Below are 18,629 nucleotides of genomic sequence, written 5' to 3'. Positions count from 1 at the left end.
TAATTCGCTAAAAATCAATTAAATAACAAACTTGCTGCTAATTGATCTATGCTCATGAACCATTGTCATAACATCGGCAAATAACGGGGCGCAAGATAGCACTTTTATTTTAGATGACAAATTATTTTTAACAGGAATTGAGTCAGTTACAATAACTTCCAAAAGTTTTGAGTTCTCAATATTCTCGTAAGCTTTTCCTGAAAGTACTCCGTGAGTAGCCATTGCTCTCACTGTTTTTGCTCCTTTCTCCATCAAGATATCTGCCGCCTTGCAAAGCGTTCCTGCAGTATCAATCATGTCATCAATAAGGATTACATTTTTACCTGTTACATCCCCGATAAGGAACATCTCTTCTACAACGTTTGCCTTTTTTCTTTCCTTATAAGCAATTACTACTTCTGCACCTAGGTGACCTGCATAGTTTTTTGCTCTTTTTGCACCCCCCATATCCGGAGAAGCAATAGTAAGGTTGTCAAGATTTAAGGATTTGATATAATCAACAAAAATCGAAGAAGCATAAAGATGATCTACCGGAATTTCAAAAAATCCTTGAATCTGATCTGCGTGCAGATCCATTGTCATCACTCTTGTTGCTCCCGCTGCTGTAAGAAGGTTAGCAACTAACTTAGCACCGATCGGCGCTCTTGGTTTGTCTTTTCTGTCCTGTCTGGCAAGCCCGAAGTAAGGGATTACAACGGTAATGCTCTTTGCAGAAGCTCTTTTTGCTGCATCAATCATTAGAAGAAGTTCTAAAAGATTGTCTGCAGGCGGGAACGTAGATCCAATTAGGAAAACTCTGCCCCCTCTTACAGATTCGTCCAAAACAGGCTCAAATTCCCCGTCGCTGAACTCCTGAAAGTTGATTTTCCCTAATTCTTTCCCATAACTCTGGGCAATTTTCTCTGCCAAGTCCCTGCTGGTTCTTGTACAAAATAGATAACTTAACTGATCGGCCATTTTTACTTTTTAAAAGATTCTGCAAATTTAAAAAAAAACCACAAGAATTACTCCTGTGGTTTCTAAGTTTTTATTTTATCAATTATTAAGGGAATTTAACTCCTGAATATTTGTTCGGATCTACCTGTGGTAATGTTGACTTATATTTACCATTAATTGTTTTGATAAATTCGTTGGCTACAATAGCATATCCTCTACCTGTAAGGTGAACTCCATCAAGAGAGAAAGCTCCTCCTGTAACGAAAGTTGCAGTATATTTCACACCATCCCAAACAATTCCTGATTTAGAATTCAACTCCATCATTTTAGCATCCATATCTACAAAAGCAAGACCTTTGTCTGCTGCAGCCTTTTTAATAGCAGCATTATAACCTGCAGTAGCAGTAAGCACTTTTGCAGTCTCAGCTTCAGTAAGTACAAGTTTATCTTCTAATGGTACTGAAGTACCCCCTCCAGCCTGTGGAGTAAGAACTTTACTTGCTGGTAAAAGAATTAAATCTCTAGTTGTAGTTTGTCTGTATTTTGGAAGTCCAGGAACTGCTACCAGGTCTTTGTCTACAATTACAGCTCCATTAACTGCTGCACCTGCAGTGAATTTAATTAATCTTTTCTGATATTCTGCATCGTTGATAGCTCCCAGAGTCTTAGCCTGAAGTAATCCTGCATTATATTGTGCATATCCTGAATTCAGCTGAGTTACTTGAGCATCCGTCAAACCTGTAAGAGGCATAGCAGGAACTCTTGTAAAGTAAGGAACATTAGTAACTGTTGGAATGTTAGCAATAACTCCTTTTCTTGTGGTTCCAGCCGGGAATAATTTATCTACTAAATAAGCATAGGTATTACTAAATCCTACTCCTACAGCACCTTCTACCGGTGTAATCGGAACATTTGGATCAGCACCTCCTGAAGTTGCATATAATAAAACATCATTGTTTCCTATCCATAAAGAGACAAAAGTAGGATTCTGCTTCAATGCATCTTCTACTACTGAAGTTGTTGTTGATGATGCGAATCTTACGAAATATGGATTAGCTGTAGCAGGCGTAGTTCCCAAACCAGCAGGATTTCCATATCCCGGAGCGATTAAATGAGCCACTCTTGCACCCGGAACTCCCATATTCTGGTAAGGACCTCCTGCAGACACATTATCTAATGCAGCACCAGGAGCTGTTGGACCTGGAGTTAAAGCACCACTCACAACACTTAGCACGTATTTACCTGCAAAATCTCCCGTCACTGGGTTAAACAAGTTGGTAAAACCTCCGGTATCATTAGGCATCATAGGTTGTTTAAAAACTCCTCCACCAGCGAACTGCATTTGTCCCGCAATCATACTTGGATAAGACTCATTCTGTCCACTACTATAAAGCGCACCGTCTCTATAACCAGCAGTCAATGAGTTTCCTAAAGAAATATATTTAGTAAAGTCTGCATCACCTTTTGTTACCTGGATATCTTTCACATCCGTATCGAAATCTGTATTACAGCTTGTTACTGTAAAAAGAAGTGCAGAAACTGCAATTGTCGATATTATAATTTTTTTCATAGTCTTCTAAAATTAAAATGGATTATAAGAGAAACCTAGACCAAAGTAGAAAGCTGTTGCTTTTGACTGTCCGTTAAGCCCTATGTTAACATTGTTTACCTTTCTGTACTGAGGCATTGCATATCCTCCAGCAACATCGATTCCGAACTGCTTCAGTTTGAAACCTACCCCTCCTGTAATCACATATGTATCATACGAAGGTGTTTCTGGAATAAAGTTATCTGTAGTATAAGGCGCTTCATCATAATAAGCTCCCAAACGTCCGTAAATCATATTTGTGAACGCATATTGAGTTCCCAATCTGAATGTTTTGGAATTTTTGAAGTTCTTAGGATTTGTAAGAATAGTTGCATCCGATGGATTATTCCCAATAGGAGCATTGTCGAAATCTAAAGTAAGCTTACTGTATCTTTCCCATCCATGATAGTTAAAGTCTGCAGAAACCAACCATTTCGGCGTCAGTTTATAAGTTAAACCGATTGTATATTCTTCCACCAATGGAAGAACTGCAGAGAAGCCATCCTGTCCTGCTCCATTAAGTTTCAACTGTGTATAAACAGACTGTGATGGGAACTGGAACGTAGCTGTTCCTTTTTTAGCTTTCATATCTATTGCTGAACGATAAGCAATACTCACGTCTAATTTCGGATCGGGTCTGAAATAGAACCCAAATCCATATCCGTGTCCGCTTGCGTTTTCATCATTAATATTAACCTTACCATCAAATTGCGTTACCGCTTTGTCCCAATCTACTTTTCCTCTTGCATAGATATAGCTGGCACCAAAAGATACCCAAGGAGCAAGTTTCACAGAGACCATTGGCTGGAAATAGAAACTTTTCAGTTCCATTTTCTGTACCAATTCTTTACCTTCCCAGTTTTCAGGCCATTTGATTGTACTTCCAAAGGGAGTTGTTACACTAAGACCTACGGTAAGTTTCTCTATTGGTCTATAAGTAATCGCCGCGTAGAAAGGAGTCCCTATAGGGTTATCTGTCTCTGCACTTTGTAAAGTATTGAAGTTTTGAAAAGTAACTTTGTTACTTGCACCAAACCCTCCTGCCACAACACTCAGTTTAGAAGGGATAAATGACATACCCGCTGGGTTAAAAAATGTCACACTCGCATCTTCGGCATGAGCACTAGTATGCGCCATTGCCAATTGTTTTACCCCTTGCAAAGAAACTCTAAAGCCTCCTGCGTAAGATAGAACGCCCGCCAATAAAGCAGTTGATACTAATATTTTTTTCATAGACTATTATTATATAATTCAAATATAAAATTATTTTGAATACAACTGTTAACATTTCCCAATATTTTAAACAATACATCAAAAGAAAACTATGTTTAAAATAACATTCTAGACATAACAAGCCACAAAGCTATAGTTTATAAGAGTTTAATAAAAGTATAAAGATGAATATATAAAAGTGTTTAATATTAAACGTTTGTTTAACAAAAGAAAAATTAAAGACCAGATAAAACAAGGACAGAAAAATGAAACACAACTCTTGGGAATGGAAATTTTAACCGTTCATTTATTAATAAAAGTTATTTAATTTTCAAAACCATTAAAAAAACTGCTACTTACCTGAACTCCCTATACCTTTGTTCTCTCAGCTCTCAGCTTCCTTTCCTTGTTAAAATACAGAAATGTTTTATCCGAATTCAGGTTATTTAAGTATTTTAGAATTACATAAAGATAAAAAAACATAAATTTGCAAGATTATAAATAATAGTAATATGAGTTGTGGATGCAAAACATCCGGCGATTCTGCACATTCTTGCGGCCCTAAAAAAACCGCAACTGGTTGTGAAAGTGTAAATACCTGCGGGAATAGTTATAAATTAAGTGTTTTTGACTGGCTTTCTAACATCAACAATCCTACATCAAATAGGTGTGATTTTGTGGAAGTTAGGTTTAAAAATGACAGGAAATCGTTTTATAAAAATGTAAATAATATTCCTTTACATATAGGTAGCGTAGTTACAGTAGAATCTAGTCCGGGACACGATGTAGGCGTAGTAAGCCTTACGGGAGAATTAGTAAAAATTCAGATGAAAAAGAAAAAGTTTTCTGAAGAATTGGCACTTAAAATATACAGACAGGCCAACCAAAAGGATCTTGAGGTGTGGCAGGAAGCAAGAAAAAAAGAAGAAGGTGTAAAGCTTGAGGCAAGAAAAATAGCTCAAAGACTTGGCCTTGAAATGAAAGTAACTGATGTAGAATATCAGGGTGATTCATCAAAAATCACATTTTATTATACTGCAGACAACAGAATAGATTTCAGACAGCTAATTAAAGATTATGCTGGATCTTTCAGAACCAAAATTGATATGAAGCAGATCGGCTTCAGACAGGAAGCTGCAAAAGTAGGTGGAATTGGTTCTTGCGGACGTGAACTTTGCTGTTCAACATGGCTTACAGACTTCAGATCTGTAAACACCAATGTAGCCAGATACCAACAGCTAAGCATTAACCCTCAGAAACTTGCGGGGCAATGTGGTAAGCTAAAATGCTGTTTGAACTATGAACTTGACAGCTATTTAGACGCATTAAGCAACTTCCCGTCTTCTTCAACAATCTTGGATACGGAAAAAGGAAGAGCTTTCTGTATTAAAATAGATGTTTTCAAAAAGAAAATGTGGTTTGCTTATGTGGATCATTCTATTGCATGGTATGATTTTGACATCGATCTTGTTAAAAAGCTGATTTCCAAAAATAAAAGAGGTGAAAAAACCCTTCCTTTAGAAGATTTGAAACAGCCTGAAACATCAGTTCAAACTATTGATTTGATTCAGGAAAACAGCGTAGACCGTTTCGAAAAGAAAAACAGAAACAATAGAAACAATAGGAATAATCCGAATAAGCCAAACAACAATCAAGGACAAGGACAACAAGGACAGAAGAAAAGCAGACCTGAGAGACAAGAAAGGCCTGAAAGAACTGACAAACCTGAAAGAACCGAAAATCCTAATGCAAATTCCGGAAACCAACCCAGACAACAAAGACCGCAGCCTCAACAAAAGGCTCCAGTGGAAAAGATAAAAACTGAGGTTGATCCTAATGCTGAGCAAAACCCGCAAAGCAATCCAAACAAGAAAAAATTTAAAAAGAAATATCCTCCAAAAAAAGATAAAGATGCGTAAAATTTTAGGATTATTTTCCCTTATCCTTTTCTTTAGCTGTAACTCTTCTTCGGGAGAAGATACTATCATGAACTCCGTTGACAACAAATGGAATAAGAAAAGTGAGCAAAAATTTAATCTTGAAATTTCAGATCCGCAGAATCCTAAAAATATTATATTTGTCGTAAGAAATAACAACAATTACCCTTACAGTAATATAAGGTTTATTGTGAATTTCACCAATCTACAGAACAAGAAAAAGGAAACAGATACCTTAAATTATGTTCTTGCAAAACCAAACGGAGAATGGCTTGGTACAGGCTTTGGTGACACAAAGGAAACATTGTTTCAGTATAAATTAAATTACAAGTTTCCAGGAAAGGGAAAATATCAAATTGGCCTTACACAGGCAATGAGAAATGACAACCTTCAGGGAATTGAGGACATTGGGATAAAAATAGAAACGGCTAAACCGTAACCATAAATGGAAGAAAACAATAAAAATGCAGGAAATAGAGGAAAAACTTTTCCTCTGCCTCCTAAAAAAAAGAAAGATACCTCTTGGAAAAAATGGGTCTCATTTATTTGGATTGGACTCATTGCGGTAGTTTTAGGAATTTCAGGACTTTTCTTTGCTGTTTCCCAAGGTTTCCTTGGAGAGATGCCAGATGTAAAAGAGCTTGAAAACCCAGACATCTTTGTCGCTTCTGAAATTATTTCCTCAGATGGGGTAACCCTAGGTAAGTTTGAAAAAGAAAAAACTCAACCTATTGTTTATAAGGATCTTCCTCCTTATCTTATCTATGCATTACAAGCCAAAGAGGATGAGCGTTTCAAAGAACACTCAGGAATTGACCTGTACTCTATTGCCAGAGCCGTTGCTTACGGAGGAGGTCGTGGAGGAGGTTCCACCATCACTCAACAGCTAGCTAAGCTTCTTTTCACAGGAAATGCTTCTCAAAATAAGTTTGAAAGAGCTTTCCAAAAATTAAAGGAGTGGGTGGTAGCAGTAAGTCTTGAAAAGAGATACACCAAGGAAGAGATTATTACACTTTACTTTAACAAATTTGACTTCCTTTTCAATGCTAATGGTGTTGAAATGGCTTCAAGAGTATATTTCAATAAGAAAACTTCAGAGCTTACATTGCCTGAGGCTGCTACTTTTGTAGCAATGCTTGAAAACCCAAGGAAAAACAATCCTTACAGATATCCTGAAAAAGCAAAGGAAAGAAGAAATGTTGTATTGGATCAAATGCAGAAAACAGGATACATTAATGAAGAAACCTACCAAAAGGCGATCAACACTCCTGTAGAAGTAGATTTCCACCCTATTAAAAGTATTACAGACGGATATTCTGCCTATTATAAGTTCTATCTGAGAAAAGAGATTGATAAATATCTTGAAAGTCACGAAAAAGAAACAGGAAAGAAACTAAATCTTTATAAAGACGGATTAAAAATCTATGTTACCCTTGATTCTAAAATGCAAAAGTATGCAGAAGAGGCTATCAAAGAACACTTAACTGATCTTCAGAAAAGATTTGATGCAGAGCAAAGAGGAAGAAAGAACAGACCTTTCTACTACCTTAATGATAAACAAATTAAGGATGTGATGCTTCAGGCTATGAAAAGAACCGGAAGATATAAGCTGTTAAAAGCAGATGGAATGCCTGAGGATTCAATCATGATGGAGTTCAAAAAACCAATCAAAACTTCAAGATTTACATGGAGCGGCGAGGAAGAAGTAGAAATGTCACCTTGGGATTCTATCAGATATCACAAGCAAATAGCACAAGCCGGGCTAATGTCTATGGTTCCAGGAACCGGAGAGATCAAAGCGTGGGTAGGTGGTATTGATTGGCAACACTTCCAGTATGACCACATCAAGCAAGGTAAGAGACAGGTAGGATCCACGTTCAAACCTTTCGTATATGCAACTGCTATTATGAAACTTGGAATGACTCCTTGTTCAACTGTTTCTAACGGAACTTATGATCATAACGGATGGCATGTACCTGGAAGAGGAGGAATGCTTACTTTAAAAGATGGTTTAGCACACTCTCAAAACCCGATTGCAGCAAGACTTATCGAAATGACAGGAGTAGACGCAGTTATTCAAACAGCCAGAGATCTGGGAGTTACAGAAGACATTCCTAGAAACAATACTATTGCCCTAGGTTCATCAGATATTACCATCTATGAGATGCTAGGTGCCTACAGTACTTTTGCAAACTATGGTAACCACAATAAGCCGGAAATGATCTGGAGAATTGAAGACGCCAATGGTAGAGTAATCAAGGAAGTAAATGTAGAACCTAAAGAAGTAATGAATCCATTATATGCATACACAATGATCGAATTGATGAAAGGTGTTGCACAATATGGTACTGCATCAGGAGAACTTGGAAGAAGAGGAATCTCAAAAGCAGTTGAAATTGCAGCTAAAACAGGTACCACACAGAACAACTCCGATGGTTGGTTTATGGGAATTACACCAAAATTAGCAACCGGAGCTTGGGTTGGATGGGAAGACAGAGCAACCCACTTCTTTGGAACAGGAGAAGGTCAGGGTGCAAAAATGGCATTACCAATCTGGGCCATCTTCATGAAGAAAGTATGGGCGGATAAGAGTTTAGGTGTTACCCCTGATGATAAATTCATCAAGCCATCAGACTGGAAAGACGGATGCTCTAACCTTAAAGGACTAAGTGGAGGATACGGAGATGACGGAAGTCTTCAGACTATTGACGAGATCAAGAATCCGAGACCAGCAGATCCCACTCCTAAGAAACCTACAGAAAAGAAAGAAGAAAATATAAATGAGAATCTCCACTCTAACGATGAGGTAGATTTTAATAAATAAATTCTCTTTTAGAAATACATAAGACCTTTCAATAATTTGGAAGGTCTTTTCTTTTATAATTAATACCTTTGGAGTATGAATATCGAACGTATCAGACAGCCTTTTATCAAGAAATTCCCAGGAGATTTCTCTAACAACACCATGCAGAGAAACACTCCTAAGGTTCTGTTTTCAACCATTCACCCAGCCGGATTTGATCAACCTCAATTGATTGCTTTTAATAATATACTTTCAGAAGAAATAGGATTAGGAAACTTTGAAGAGAAAGACCTGAATTTTCTGGTTGGAAATAACCTCCCTGAAAATGTTCAAACCTATGCCACAGCCTATGCAGGACATCAGTTTGGAAACTGGGCCGGACAACTTGGAGACGGAAGAGCCATTCTTGCAGGTGAAATTATTAATGATAGCGGAAAAAAAACAGAAATCCAATGGAAAGGAGCTGGTGCCACACCCTACTCAAGACATGCAGACGGAAGAGCAGTGTTGAGATCTTCTGTACGAGAATACCTGATGAGTGAAGCAATGCATCATTTGGGAGCTCCTACAACAAGGGCATTAAGTTTAGCATTCACCGGAGAAGATGTTGTTCGTGATATGATGTATAATGGAAATCCACAACTGGAAAAAGGAGCCGTTGTCATAAGAACTGCCGAAAGTTTCCTCCGTTTTGGTCATTTTGAGCTAATGTCTGCTCAGCAGGAATACAAAACACTGCAAGATCTTTTAGATTTTACTATCGAAAATTATTTTCCTGAGATCAAATCTTCTGACAATCAAAAATATAAAGAGTTTTTTGAAAATATCTGTACCCGTACAGCAAATCTTATGGTTGAATGGTTCCGTGTTGGATTTGTACATGGTGTGATGAATACAGACAATATGTCGATTTTAGGACTAACCATCGATTATGGGCCTTATTCCATGATGGATGAATATGATCTGAATTTCACTCCAAATACGACCGATTTACCTGGAAGAAGGTATGCTTTTGGAAAACAAGGACAGATTTCACAATGGAACCTTTGGCAACTTGCCAATGCATTGCACCCATTAATAAAGGATGAAAAGTTTTTAGAAGATACCTTAAACAAATATGGCACCTATTTCTGGGAGGCCCATGACACAATGCTTTGCAGAAAGTTCGGGTTTGATGAACTTAAAAAAGAGGATGAAGAGTTTTTCACCAATTGGCAAGGATTAATGCAGGAACTTGAGCTTGATTACACCTTATTTTTTAATCAACTGGAAAAAATAACAGCAGGTACAGATCTAAAAGAACACTTTAACAAGGTTTCCTACACCTTTTTGAATGAAGAAAAGCTTGGAAAACTTAGAAATTTTATTAAAAATTATGAGTCCAGATTAAAATTCAACTCAATTTCAAGAGAAGATTCTTTAAAAATGATGGAAAAATCTAATCCAAAATTCACACTTAGGAATTATTTGCTCTATGAATGCATTGAAGAAATTAACCACGGTAAAACAGAAATGCTGCAAAAACTTACCAAGGCCCTTGAAAATCCTTATGAGGAAATATTCCCTGAGTTTTCCGCCAAAAGACCATCCGGTTATGATGATACAACAGGATGCTCTACTCTTTCCTGTAGTTCTTAGTCAAAAAACAATATTTATAAAACCACCAGCTTTGGTGGTTTTTTATTTTACTTTTGCAAAAAATATGACCCGTGTCTATTATCAAAACAAAATTTATCCATTTTCTAAGGCTGGTTTTTCCATCCTCATATACTGAACTCGCAGTTTTTCTATTCTTTATTACCTGCTATGGAATTCTGGGCTCATATATTGCAATCCACTACAGAATCATTTTCGACAGTAGAATTCCGTGGGATGCCTACTTCAGTTTTGACAATAAATCCATACTGATGACAGGGGGCAGTTTTGAAAGACATCCCCTATCCTATTATTTCTTCAACTGGATTAGGGAATTTGCACTATTTGTTTCAGGCGGAAAAATGGACATGACTTTCAGGCTTACCCTTGCCTGGCTCAGCAATATCATCATTACCTTGAATGTGGTTCAGATTTTTAAATATCTGAAAAACATCATCAGTTTACCGCTAGTGCTTAGTCTTTTGATCACATTGTTCTTTGGAGTATTTTCTACAAATATCATTTTATCATTTACACCGGAAAACTTCACCTATACCCTATTTTTACTTTCCCTTTATAATTATTACGCAGCTATAAAACTTAAAAAAGAAGAAAAAACACCGGCAGCAGCACTATCATTGTCCGCAATTACCATAGGTGGACTTACTATTACTAACATTGTAAAGGTTTTTATTCCTGTTTTTTTTGAAAAAAATCTTTTCAGGGATTGGAAAAAATTAGGAAATGCTATTGTAAGAGGAACAATTGCTATGGCTATTTACATTTTGCTTTATCTAAACAGGATTGATTTTAAGTACCAAAACATTTTTTCAAAGACTAATCAACAGTATGAAAAGTTCTCCAATGTGGAATCTATGCCCACTTGGGATATGATCATGTCTTTCTTTTTCGGAGGAAATATTTTGTTCCCAAGCTTTACAATTTCAGACAAACATAACATGAAAGGCTTTGATTTTAAAGCGCTGTATATGGATCTTTATTCATCTCCATTTTCTTATGTTTTTATCGCTGTATTATTAGTACTGATAAGTTGGAGTTATCTTAAGAATTTCAAAAATAAATGGGTACAAATAATTGGTCTTTCATTTCTCTTCGACATCCTCATACACTGTATAATGAGGTTTGGTCTTCACACCTCATACATCTACGGCGGACACTTTGTTTACGCCTACCCACTGCTTATTGGCTGGTTATTTTATGCTTACAAATCATCACCTAAAACGACCGCATTTTTAACCCTTACAATTAGCATATTATTCACTTATCTTATCATCAATAATTGGTTCAGAATGTCAGAATTTTTTTGGTTTTTGGAAACCTATTACAAATAAAAAAAGCTGAGAAAATTCTCAGCTTTTTTATGTTTACATTTTAAAGTTCTATTTAGCTTCTGAACAGAAAATTCTATACTGTACAGCAACGGCAGATTTGAAGTATTCTCTAATTTTTGAAAGATCACCGGCAGCACTTTGTTTTGTAAAGTAACTTCCAGCTAAAATCTTATAGTTAGGCCTTAAAGAAGCATCCGTTTCCACTTTCAGGTTAGGAAATCTCTTTCTAAAATAAGACTTAACCTCATTAGCCTCTTCATTACTTTTCACCGTCGTAATCTGAATTTTATAACCTAAAATTCGAGGATTTTTCTTACAAATCTCAGCATTCGTCAATTCCCTATTCGGTACATAGATCTTTGGAGGTTTCGTATTTATGCTTGTAGAAATATTACCATCATTATTGTTATAATCCTTAGTCGGATTATTGACGGCAACTTTTGAACATTTGCCTTCAATTCCTTCCAAGGCAGCATTTATTTTGGAATCCATGGTGATGACAAGCTCCGTTCCCGAAAGCGTATCTTTTTTAACAACCTGCTGTGCTTCAATACTATAAAAACCAAATAATGATAATATCGAAAATATTTTAATCAAATTTCTCATTTAAACTTGTTTGCGCAAATTTATACAAATTAAAAAACTATACCAAACCAGTTATTTAGAATCAATACAAATTAAACGTAAATGATATTTTCCCCTTTCTATATGCCGTTAAATTTCTGTTAAAAATATTATTTTTGCGGAATTGATATGTTCAATAATTTACTAACATAAGATAATTTAAATGATTAGTTGGAGAAAGCATTATAAAAAAACGTTGATCGCAATAGGCTTATTGCTATCAACCAGTGCTTCATTTTACGGGCAAGACGGCGATCCTAAAAACGGAGAGAAACTTTTCAAAGCGAATTGTACTGCATGTCACGCACTGGACAAACAAGTTATAGGACCTCCATTAAAAGGGGTTGTAGAACGAGTAAAGACAGAGGGTGGTGTAGACAAAGATTGGCTTCACAAGTGGATCAAAGACAACAAAGCTCTTAGAGCTTCGGGGGATAAATACGCCAATGAGATTTTTGAAAAGTTTAACAAGACTGAAATGCAGGTCTTTCCAAATCTTACAGATAAGGATATAGACGACATTTTAGCTTTCACAACTAATCCACCAGCTCCGGAAGAGAAAAAGACGGAAGCAACTCCTGCACCTGGCGCTGAGGCGGCAGCACCTGCAGACAAAAGCACAACAAACATTGTAATCATTTCCCTTTTAGCCATCGCTGGTTTATTAGTTTGGATTTTGGTGAAACTAAGACAATTAGTGAAGCTAGGTCAATCTGATGAGCTATCCGGGCTTAACGAAACGAGAGTTCGTTCGTTCAAGGAAATGTATGAGAAGTTCCACTATGTAGGAAAAGGATTAATAGCTATTCTTGCTATTCTTGCTGCTTACGGAGTATGGAACTGGTTAATGTGGATCGGGGTTTACAAAGGATACAAACCTGAGCAGCCTATCTACTTCTCTCACAAAATCCACGCTGGAGAACAAAAAATTGACTGTCAATTATGTCACTCTAGTGCTAAATACGGAAAAGTATCTGAGATTCCTTCTATGAACGTTTGTATGAACTGTCACAGAACAATTTCTGAATACAACGCAGATCACTACATGGAGCCAGGAAAAGACAAGGCATTCTATGATGGAGAAATCCAGAAGATCTACGCGGCAACAGGTTGGGATCCTGCTAAACAGCAGTATACAGGAAAAACACAACCGGTTGAATGGACAAGAATCCACAACATGCCAGACTTCGTTTACTTCAACCACTCTCAACACGTAGTAGCAGGTGAGCAAGCGATTATCAATTCTTTCAACAAAAAGAATCCTAACAACAAAATTGATGTTGTATGTAAGGCTTGTCACGGAAAAATTGATACAATGAATGTTGTTCAAATGGCTAATGACTTTACAATGGGATGGTGTATCGAATGTCACAGAACGACAGAAATCGATATGAACAACGGTTATAATAAAGAGTACTTCAAGAATCTACACGACAAGTTGAAAAAACAATATCCACAAGATGGAGGTAAGATCACTGTAGATGCGATTGGAGGTCTTGAGTGTGGTAAATGTCATTATTAATAACTAAAAAATTAGAAGTATAAATGGCTTCAAACAAAATACAATTCAGAAGTATTCATGAACTTAAAGATCCAGCTTTAAATGGTAAGCTGGCTCTTAAAGAGTTCCAGGAAGAAATTCCGGTAGAAGATTTCCTTGGAGATGCTGAACAGAATGGTTCTAGTACTTCAAGAAGAGATTTCTTAAAATTACTAGGATTCTCTACAGCAGCAGTAACTCTTGCTGCCTGTGAAGCTCCGGTAATTAAAACGATTCCTTACGTAGTAAAACCACACGATATTATTCCAGGGGTTCCAAATTATTACGCTTCAACATATTTTGATGGTTTCGATTTCGCTAGCGTTTTAGTAAAAACTCGTGAAGGAAGACCAATCAAAATTGATCCAAACCCAGTTGCTGGTGATTTAGGTAAAACTAACGCAAGAGCTCAGGCAAGTGTACTTTCTCTTTATGATAATGATAAAGTAAAACAGCCTAAACTAGATGGTAAAGACGAAACTTTCGATAAAGTAGACAGCTTCGTTCTTAAAGGTTTAGAAGAAGCTAAAGCGTCAGGTAAAAAGATTGTGGTTTTATCACACTCTTTTGCTTCACCAACTTTCAAAAAATTATTTGCTGAATTTAAAGCTAAATATCCTACAGCAGAATTAGTAACTTATGATGCTTTCCCTTACTCCGCAGCTTTAGATGCAGCTCAGGAAGTATTCGGACAAAGAGCATTACCAATCTATGACCTTAAAGGTTCTGAATTGGTAGTTTCTTTCCAAGCTGATTTCTTAGGAGATTATAATGCTTCAAGTTTAGAAACATCTTTTGCAGAAGCTAGAAAGCCAGGAGCAAACATGTTGAGACACATCCAAGTGGAATCTAACATGTCATTAACTGGTGCTAACTCTGACTCAAGATATAGATTAAAGCCAAGTGCTGTAAACAAAACTTTAGTTGAAGTTTACAATGCAATTGTAGGTGGTGGTACTTCTGATAAGATTGCTACTGAAATTGCTAACGAATTGAAAGCAAAAGGCAGCAAAGCTGTTGTTTTAGCTGACGGTTCTAAAGGAGCACAGGTTTTAGCACACTTAATCAACCAAAAATTAGGATCAGTTGCTTTCACAGGTAAAGCAAACTTCTTAAAAGAATTTGATAAAGCAAGATACCAGGAATTCTTAGGATGGGTAAATGGAGGTCAGGTTGGTGTATTAATCACTAACAATGTAGACCCTATCTACTCTCATCCGAAAGGAGAAGATTTCAAAAAATCTTTATCAAAAGTTCCTTACGTAATTGCTGTAGCTGATAAGAAAAATGAAATGTACAAGGCAGCGAAAGCTGTAATTCCGGTTGCTAACTGGCTAGAGTCTTGGGGAGATATCGAACCACAGACTGGTGTATATTCATTAATGCAGCCTACGATCCAGAAAATCTACAAATCAAGACAGATTGAAGAATCTCTATTGGTTTGGAAGAATGGTAAAAATAATGCTGCTAATAACTACTACGATTATTTAAAAGCTAATTCAGCTTCTATCTTAGGTGGTACTTCTTTCAACAAAGCATTATATAATGGTATCAATGCTTCTACTAACTCAACAACTTTATCTTATGCAGGTGGAAACGCTGCACAGGCTGTTGCTGAACTAGGAAACTTCAAAGCTTCTGAATTAGAATTGGTATTATATACTAAGACTTCAATGGGAGACGGAACTCAGGCAAACAACCCTTGGTTGCAGGAATTACCAGATCCATTGACAAGAATGTCTTGGGATAACTACTTGACAATTTCTCCTAAAGATGCAGAGAAATTTGCGATTGAGAATGATCTTAATGCAAGAATGCAGTTAGATGGTTCTATCGTAAACCTTACTGTGAACGGAGTAACAATAAAAGATGTCCCTGTATTTATTCAACCTGGTCAGGCAGAAGGATCTGTAGGTCTTGCACTTGGTTATGGTAAGAAAAACTCAGGAGCTACAGCTGATACAGGTGTAAATGCTTATCCTTTATTCGATGGTTCTAACCTTGTTCTTTCAGGGGTAAAAATCGAGAAAACAGGAGAAGATCATGAATTTGCAGGTATCCAGCTTCAGAATACTCTAATGGGACGTTACGAAATTGCTAAAGAAGTTCCTTTAGCTGAATTTATCAACGTACCTTTCGATGATGAACATAAAGGATGGAACAAGCCTTTGGAATATCATACAATCAGTGGAGCACTTCCAGCGAGAAAAATCGACCTTTGGGATGCTTTTGATGATACAGACGGACCTCACTTCAACTTATCTATTGACTTGAACTCTTGTACAGGTTGTGGAGCATGTGTAATTGCTTGTCAAGCTGAAAACAACGTTCCTGTAGTAGGTAAAGAAGAGGTAAGAATGTCTAGAGATATGTACTGGTTAAGAATTGACCGTTACTATTCTTCAAGACAGAAAGTAGAAGTATACGAAGGATTGAAAGAAGGAATGGCTGTACCAGAATTGTACGGAACAGCATTTGGAGACGGAGGTGCGTTAAACCACCCTGCAGATAATCCGGATGTAATCTTCCAACCAGTAATGTGTCAGCACTGTAACCACGCTCCTTGTGAAACTGTATGTCCGGTAGCGGCTACTTCACACGGTAAGCAAGGTCAAAACCATATGGCTTACAACAGATGTATCGGTACTAGATATTGTGCAAACAACTGTCCATACAAAGTAAGACGTTTCAACTGGTTTACTTATAACCTAAATGACAAGTTCGACTTCAACATGAACAACGATTTAGGAAGAATGGTACTTAACCCAGACGTAGTTGTAAGAACTAGAGGGGTAATGGAGAAATGTTCAATGTGTATCCAAGAAACTCAGGCTACTATTTTAGCAGCTAAGAGAGACAACAGAAAAGTAACAGATGCTGAGTTCAAGAACTCTTGTGCTTGTGCAGCTGCTTGTTCTACTGGAGCAATGACTTTCGGAGACATGAATGATAAAGAGTCTGAAGTTAGAAAGCAATATGCATCTAACAGAAGATATTATTTACTAGAGGAGATCGGAACAAAACCAAACGTGTTCTATCACACTAAAGTAAGAAACAGAGTAGAAAAATAAAGTTTAAATAATAAATAGGTAAAAAATGTCAGGACATTACGAAGCTCCGATAAGGGAACCTCTAATTATTGGTCACAAAACTTATCACGATATCACAGAAGATATTGCACGACCTATCGAAGAAAGAGCAGGTAAATTATGGTGGATCTCATTATATGCAGCCTTAGTTCTATTCATCTACGGATTTGGCTGTATCGCTTATACTATCGGGACAGGTATTGGAGCATGGGGGCTTAACAGAACTATTAACTGGGGTTGGGATATTACCAACTTCGTATGGTGGGTAGGTATCGGTCACGCCGGGACCCTAATCTCCGCAGTATTATTATTATTTAGACAGAGATGGAGAATGTCTGTAAACAGATCTGCAGAGGCGATGACGATCTTTGCGGTTGTACAGGCAGCAATCTTCCCTGTAATCCACATGGGTAGAGTTTGGGTTGGATATTGGGTATTCCCTTTACCAAACCAGTTCGGTTCTCTTTGGGGGAACTTTAACTCTCCTCTACTTTGGGACGTATTTGCGATCTCTACGTATTTCTCAGTATCAACTGTATTCTGGTTCATGGGACTAATCCCTGACTTTGCAATGATCAGAGATAGAGCTAAGACTCCTTGGACGAAGAAAATCTATACATTCCTAGCATTCGGATGGGGTGGTAAAGCAAAACACTGGCAGAGATTCGAAGAACTTTCTTTGGTTCTTGCAGGTTTAGCAACTCCACTTGTATTCTCGGTACACACAACGGTATCTTTTGACTTCGCAACTTCAGTTATTAAAGGATGGCACTCTACAATCTACCCTCCTTACTTCGTAGCTGGTGCGATCTTCTCAGGATTCGCAATGGTACAAACACTATTGTTGATTGCTAGAAAAGTTTGTCACTTAGAAGAATACATCACAATGTATCATATCGAAATTATGAACATCGTAATCGTTCTTACAGGTGGTATGGTAACTGTAGCTTATGCTACTGAATATTTCATCGGATGGTACTCCGGATCAAGATTTGAAGACTTTACTTACCTTTCTCCAGGTGCTGCAGTAGGACCTTACTGGTGGGCATTCTGGTCATTGATCATCTGTAACCTTGTGATTCCTGCTTCTTTCTGGTTCAAAAAAGCTAGAACGAACATTATCTGGACATTCATTGTTGCATTGATCATTAACATCGGTATGTGGTTTGAGCGTTTTGATATCATCGTTATCAACCTTTCTAGAGACTATTTACCAGGATCATGGACAATGTTTAAGCCAACGATCATTGATGTGGGTGTATACTTAGGAACTATCGGATTCTTCTCTGTATTATTCTTATTATATGCAAGAACATTCCCTGTAATTGCACAGGCTGAATTAAAATCGATTTTGAAAATCTCAGGTGAAACTTATAAAGCAAAAGAAGGAGATGAGCACCACTAAAATTGTATACGGACTTTATGCTGACGACGACGATTTAATGAACGGCGTTAAGGCATTCAACGATAAAGGAATCGCAATAAACGAGGTTTACACTCCGTTTCCGGTTCACGGACTAGACAAAGCTTTAGGGTTAAAGAAAACTAGAATTTCTGATGCCGCATTCTTATATGCTCTTTATGGTGTTACTATTGGTGCTACTGTAACTTGGTATGTAATGAATCATGACTGGCCGCAGAATATTGGTGGTAAACCAGCTTTTGACTGGGCACACAATATGCCTGCATTCGTAGTTCCAATGTTTGAATTAATGGTATTCTGTGCAGCTCACATGATGTCTTTAACTTTCTTAGTTAGAAACAAAATGTATCCAGGAGCTCCGGCTCAGAATCCTGATCCAAGAACTACTGATGATAAATTCATGATGGAATTCGTAACTGAAGATGTAGAATCTGTAAAGCAGTTGCTAATTGAAACTGGAGTTGAAGAAATAACTGTTAAAGACGCTTAA

At 37.2% G+C, this 18,629-nt stretch carries 13 protein-coding genes; 9 read left to right on the top strand and 4 right to left on the bottom strand.

What is annotated here, in order from left to right; all coding sequences use genetic code 11:
* Positions 1–18: 18 nt before the first annotated feature.
* The 3 genes from C1638_RS11710 to C1638_RS11700 form a co-directional block, all read right to left on the bottom strand.
* Complete coding sequence (locus C1638_RS11710; protein WP_076353029.1) at positions 19–957, bottom strand: ribose-phosphate pyrophosphokinase; 939 nt, start codon at positions 955–957, stop codon at positions 19–21.
* A gap of 85 nt (positions 958–1,042) precedes the next feature.
* On the bottom strand, positions 1,043–2,506 hold the full coding sequence (locus tag C1638_RS11705; RefSeq protein ID WP_109621148.1) for an SGNH/GDSL hydrolase family protein: 1,464 nt from the start codon (positions 2,504–2,506) through the stop codon (positions 1,043–1,045).
* A 12-nt stretch (positions 2,507–2,518) separates the two neighbouring features.
* The gene (locus C1638_RS11700) at positions 2,519–3,757 is read right to left on the bottom strand and encodes an OmpP1/FadL family transporter (protein WP_109621146.1); all 1,239 of its coding nucleotides are present in this window, start codon (positions 3,755–3,757) and stop codon (positions 2,519–2,521) included.
* A 491-nt stretch (positions 3,758–4,248) separates the two neighbouring features.
* On the opposite strand from C1638_RS11700, the gene C1638_RS11695 reads away from it, so the two are divergent.
* The 5 genes from C1638_RS11695 (at position 4,249) to C1638_RS11675 (ending at position 11,463) form a co-directional block, all read left to right on the top strand.
* Positions 4,249–5,655 carry a PSP1 domain-containing protein gene (locus C1638_RS11695; protein WP_109621145.1) on the top strand — a complete coding sequence of 469 codons (1,407 nt, stop codon included), beginning with the start codon at positions 4,249–4,251 and terminating at the stop codon, positions 5,653–5,655.
* Positions 5,648–6,112: a gliding motility lipoprotein GldH gene (locus C1638_RS11690; RefSeq protein WP_109621143.1), complete on the top strand. Its 465-nt coding sequence runs from the start codon at positions 5,648–5,650 to the stop codon at positions 6,110–6,112. The genes C1638_RS11695 and C1638_RS11690 overlap by 8 nt, the downstream gene beginning before the upstream one ends.
* A gap of 6 nt (positions 6,113–6,118) precedes the next feature.
* Complete coding sequence (locus tag C1638_RS11685; RefSeq protein ID WP_109621141.1) at positions 6,119–8,497, top strand: transglycosylase domain-containing protein; 2,379 nt, start codon at positions 6,119–6,121, stop codon at positions 8,495–8,497.
* 75 nt (positions 8,498–8,572) lie between these two features.
* Positions 8,573–10,114: a protein adenylyltransferase SelO gene (locus C1638_RS11680; protein ID WP_109621139.1), complete on the top strand. Its 1,542-nt coding sequence runs from the start codon at positions 8,573–8,575 to the stop codon at positions 10,112–10,114.
* Between the two features lie 71 nt (positions 10,115–10,185).
* On the top strand, positions 10,186–11,463 hold the full coding sequence (locus C1638_RS11675; protein ID WP_228428133.1) for a DUF6080 domain-containing protein: 1,278 nt from the start codon (positions 10,186–10,188) through the stop codon (positions 11,461–11,463).
* A 48-nt stretch (positions 11,464–11,511) separates the two neighbouring features.
* On the opposite strand, the gene C1638_RS11670 is transcribed toward C1638_RS11675, so the two are convergent.
* A complete protein-coding gene (locus C1638_RS11670) occupies positions 11,512–12,069 on the bottom strand; it encodes an SPOR domain-containing protein (RefSeq protein WP_109621137.1) in 558 nt (185 codons plus the stop codon).
* A 181-nt stretch (positions 12,070–12,250) separates the two neighbouring features.
* Between C1638_RS11670 and C1638_RS11665 the strand changes: the two genes are divergently transcribed.
* From C1638_RS11665 to C1638_RS11650, 4 genes are read left to right on the top strand one after another with little or no spacing between them, the layout of a single operon-like run.
* A complete protein-coding gene (locus C1638_RS11665; RefSeq protein ID WP_109621135.1) occupies positions 12,251–13,609 on the top strand; it encodes a c-type cytochrome in 1,359 nt (452 codons plus the stop codon).
* Positions 13,610–13,632: 23 nt separating this feature from the next.
* Positions 13,633–16,698 (top strand): TAT-variant-translocated molybdopterin oxidoreductase, encoded by a 3,066-nt coding sequence (locus C1638_RS11660; RefSeq protein ID WP_109621133.1) that lies wholly within the window; start codon positions 13,633–13,635, stop codon positions 16,696–16,698.
* 25 nt (positions 16,699–16,723) lie between these two features.
* Positions 16,724–18,121, top strand: a complete 1,398-nt coding sequence (nrfD, locus tag C1638_RS11655) for an NrfD/PsrC family molybdoenzyme membrane anchor subunit (RefSeq protein WP_109621132.1) — start codon at positions 16,724–16,726, stop codon at positions 18,119–18,121.
* Positions 18,108–18,629 carry a DUF3341 domain-containing protein gene (locus C1638_RS11650; protein ID WP_047376185.1) on the top strand — a complete coding sequence of 174 codons (522 nt, stop codon included), beginning with the start codon at positions 18,108–18,110 and terminating at the stop codon, positions 18,627–18,629. The genes nrfD and C1638_RS11650 overlap by 14 nt, the downstream gene beginning before the upstream one ends.

Source organism: Chryseobacterium oncorhynchi (assembly GCF_002899895.1).
Taxonomy (GTDB): Bacteria; Bacteroidota; Bacteroidia; order Flavobacteriales; family Weeksellaceae; genus Chryseobacterium; species Chryseobacterium oncorhynchi.
This window is presented reverse-complemented; position numbering and strand designations above follow the sequence as displayed.

Excerpts from the sequence above, each read along its gene's own strand:
- nrfD (WP_109621132.1), top strand. The coding sequence starts at position 16,724 with ATGTCAGGACATTACGAAGCTCCGATAAGGGAACCTCTAATTATTGGT.
- C1638_RS11690 (WP_109621143.1), top strand. The coding sequence starts at position 5,648 with ATGCGTAAAATTTTAGGATTATTTTCCCTTATCCTTTTCTTTAGCTGT.
- C1638_RS11695 (WP_109621145.1), top strand. The coding sequence starts at position 4,249 with ATGAGTTGTGGATGCAAAACATCCGGCGATTCTGCACATTCTTGCGGC.
- C1638_RS11670 (WP_109621137.1), bottom strand. The coding sequence starts at position 12,069 with ATGAGAAATTTGATTAAAATATTTTCGATATTATCATTATTTGGTTTT.
- C1638_RS11705 (WP_109621148.1), bottom strand. The coding sequence starts at position 2,506 with ATGAAAAAAATTATAATATCGACAATTGCAGTTTCTGCACTTCTTTTT.
- C1638_RS11680 (WP_109621139.1), top strand. The coding sequence starts at position 8,573 with ATGAATATCGAACGTATCAGACAGCCTTTTATCAAGAAATTCCCAGGA.
- C1638_RS11665 (WP_109621135.1), top strand. The coding sequence starts at position 12,251 with ATGATTAGTTGGAGAAAGCATTATAAAAAAACGTTGATCGCAATAGGC.
- C1638_RS11650 (WP_047376185.1), top strand. The coding sequence starts at position 18,108 with ATGAGCACCACTAAAATTGTATACGGACTTTATGCTGACGACGACGAT.
- C1638_RS11700 (WP_109621146.1), bottom strand. The coding sequence starts at position 3,757 with ATGAAAAAAATATTAGTATCAACTGCTTTATTGGCGGGCGTTCTATCT.
- C1638_RS11685 (WP_109621141.1), top strand. The coding sequence starts at position 6,119 with ATGGAAGAAAACAATAAAAATGCAGGAAATAGAGGAAAAACTTTTCCT.
- C1638_RS11710 (WP_076353029.1), bottom strand. The coding sequence starts at position 957 with ATGGCCGATCAGTTAAGTTATCTATTTTGTACAAGAACCAGCAGGGAC.
- C1638_RS11660 (WP_109621133.1), top strand. The coding sequence starts at position 13,633 with ATGGCTTCAAACAAAATACAATTCAGAAGTATTCATGAACTTAAAGAT.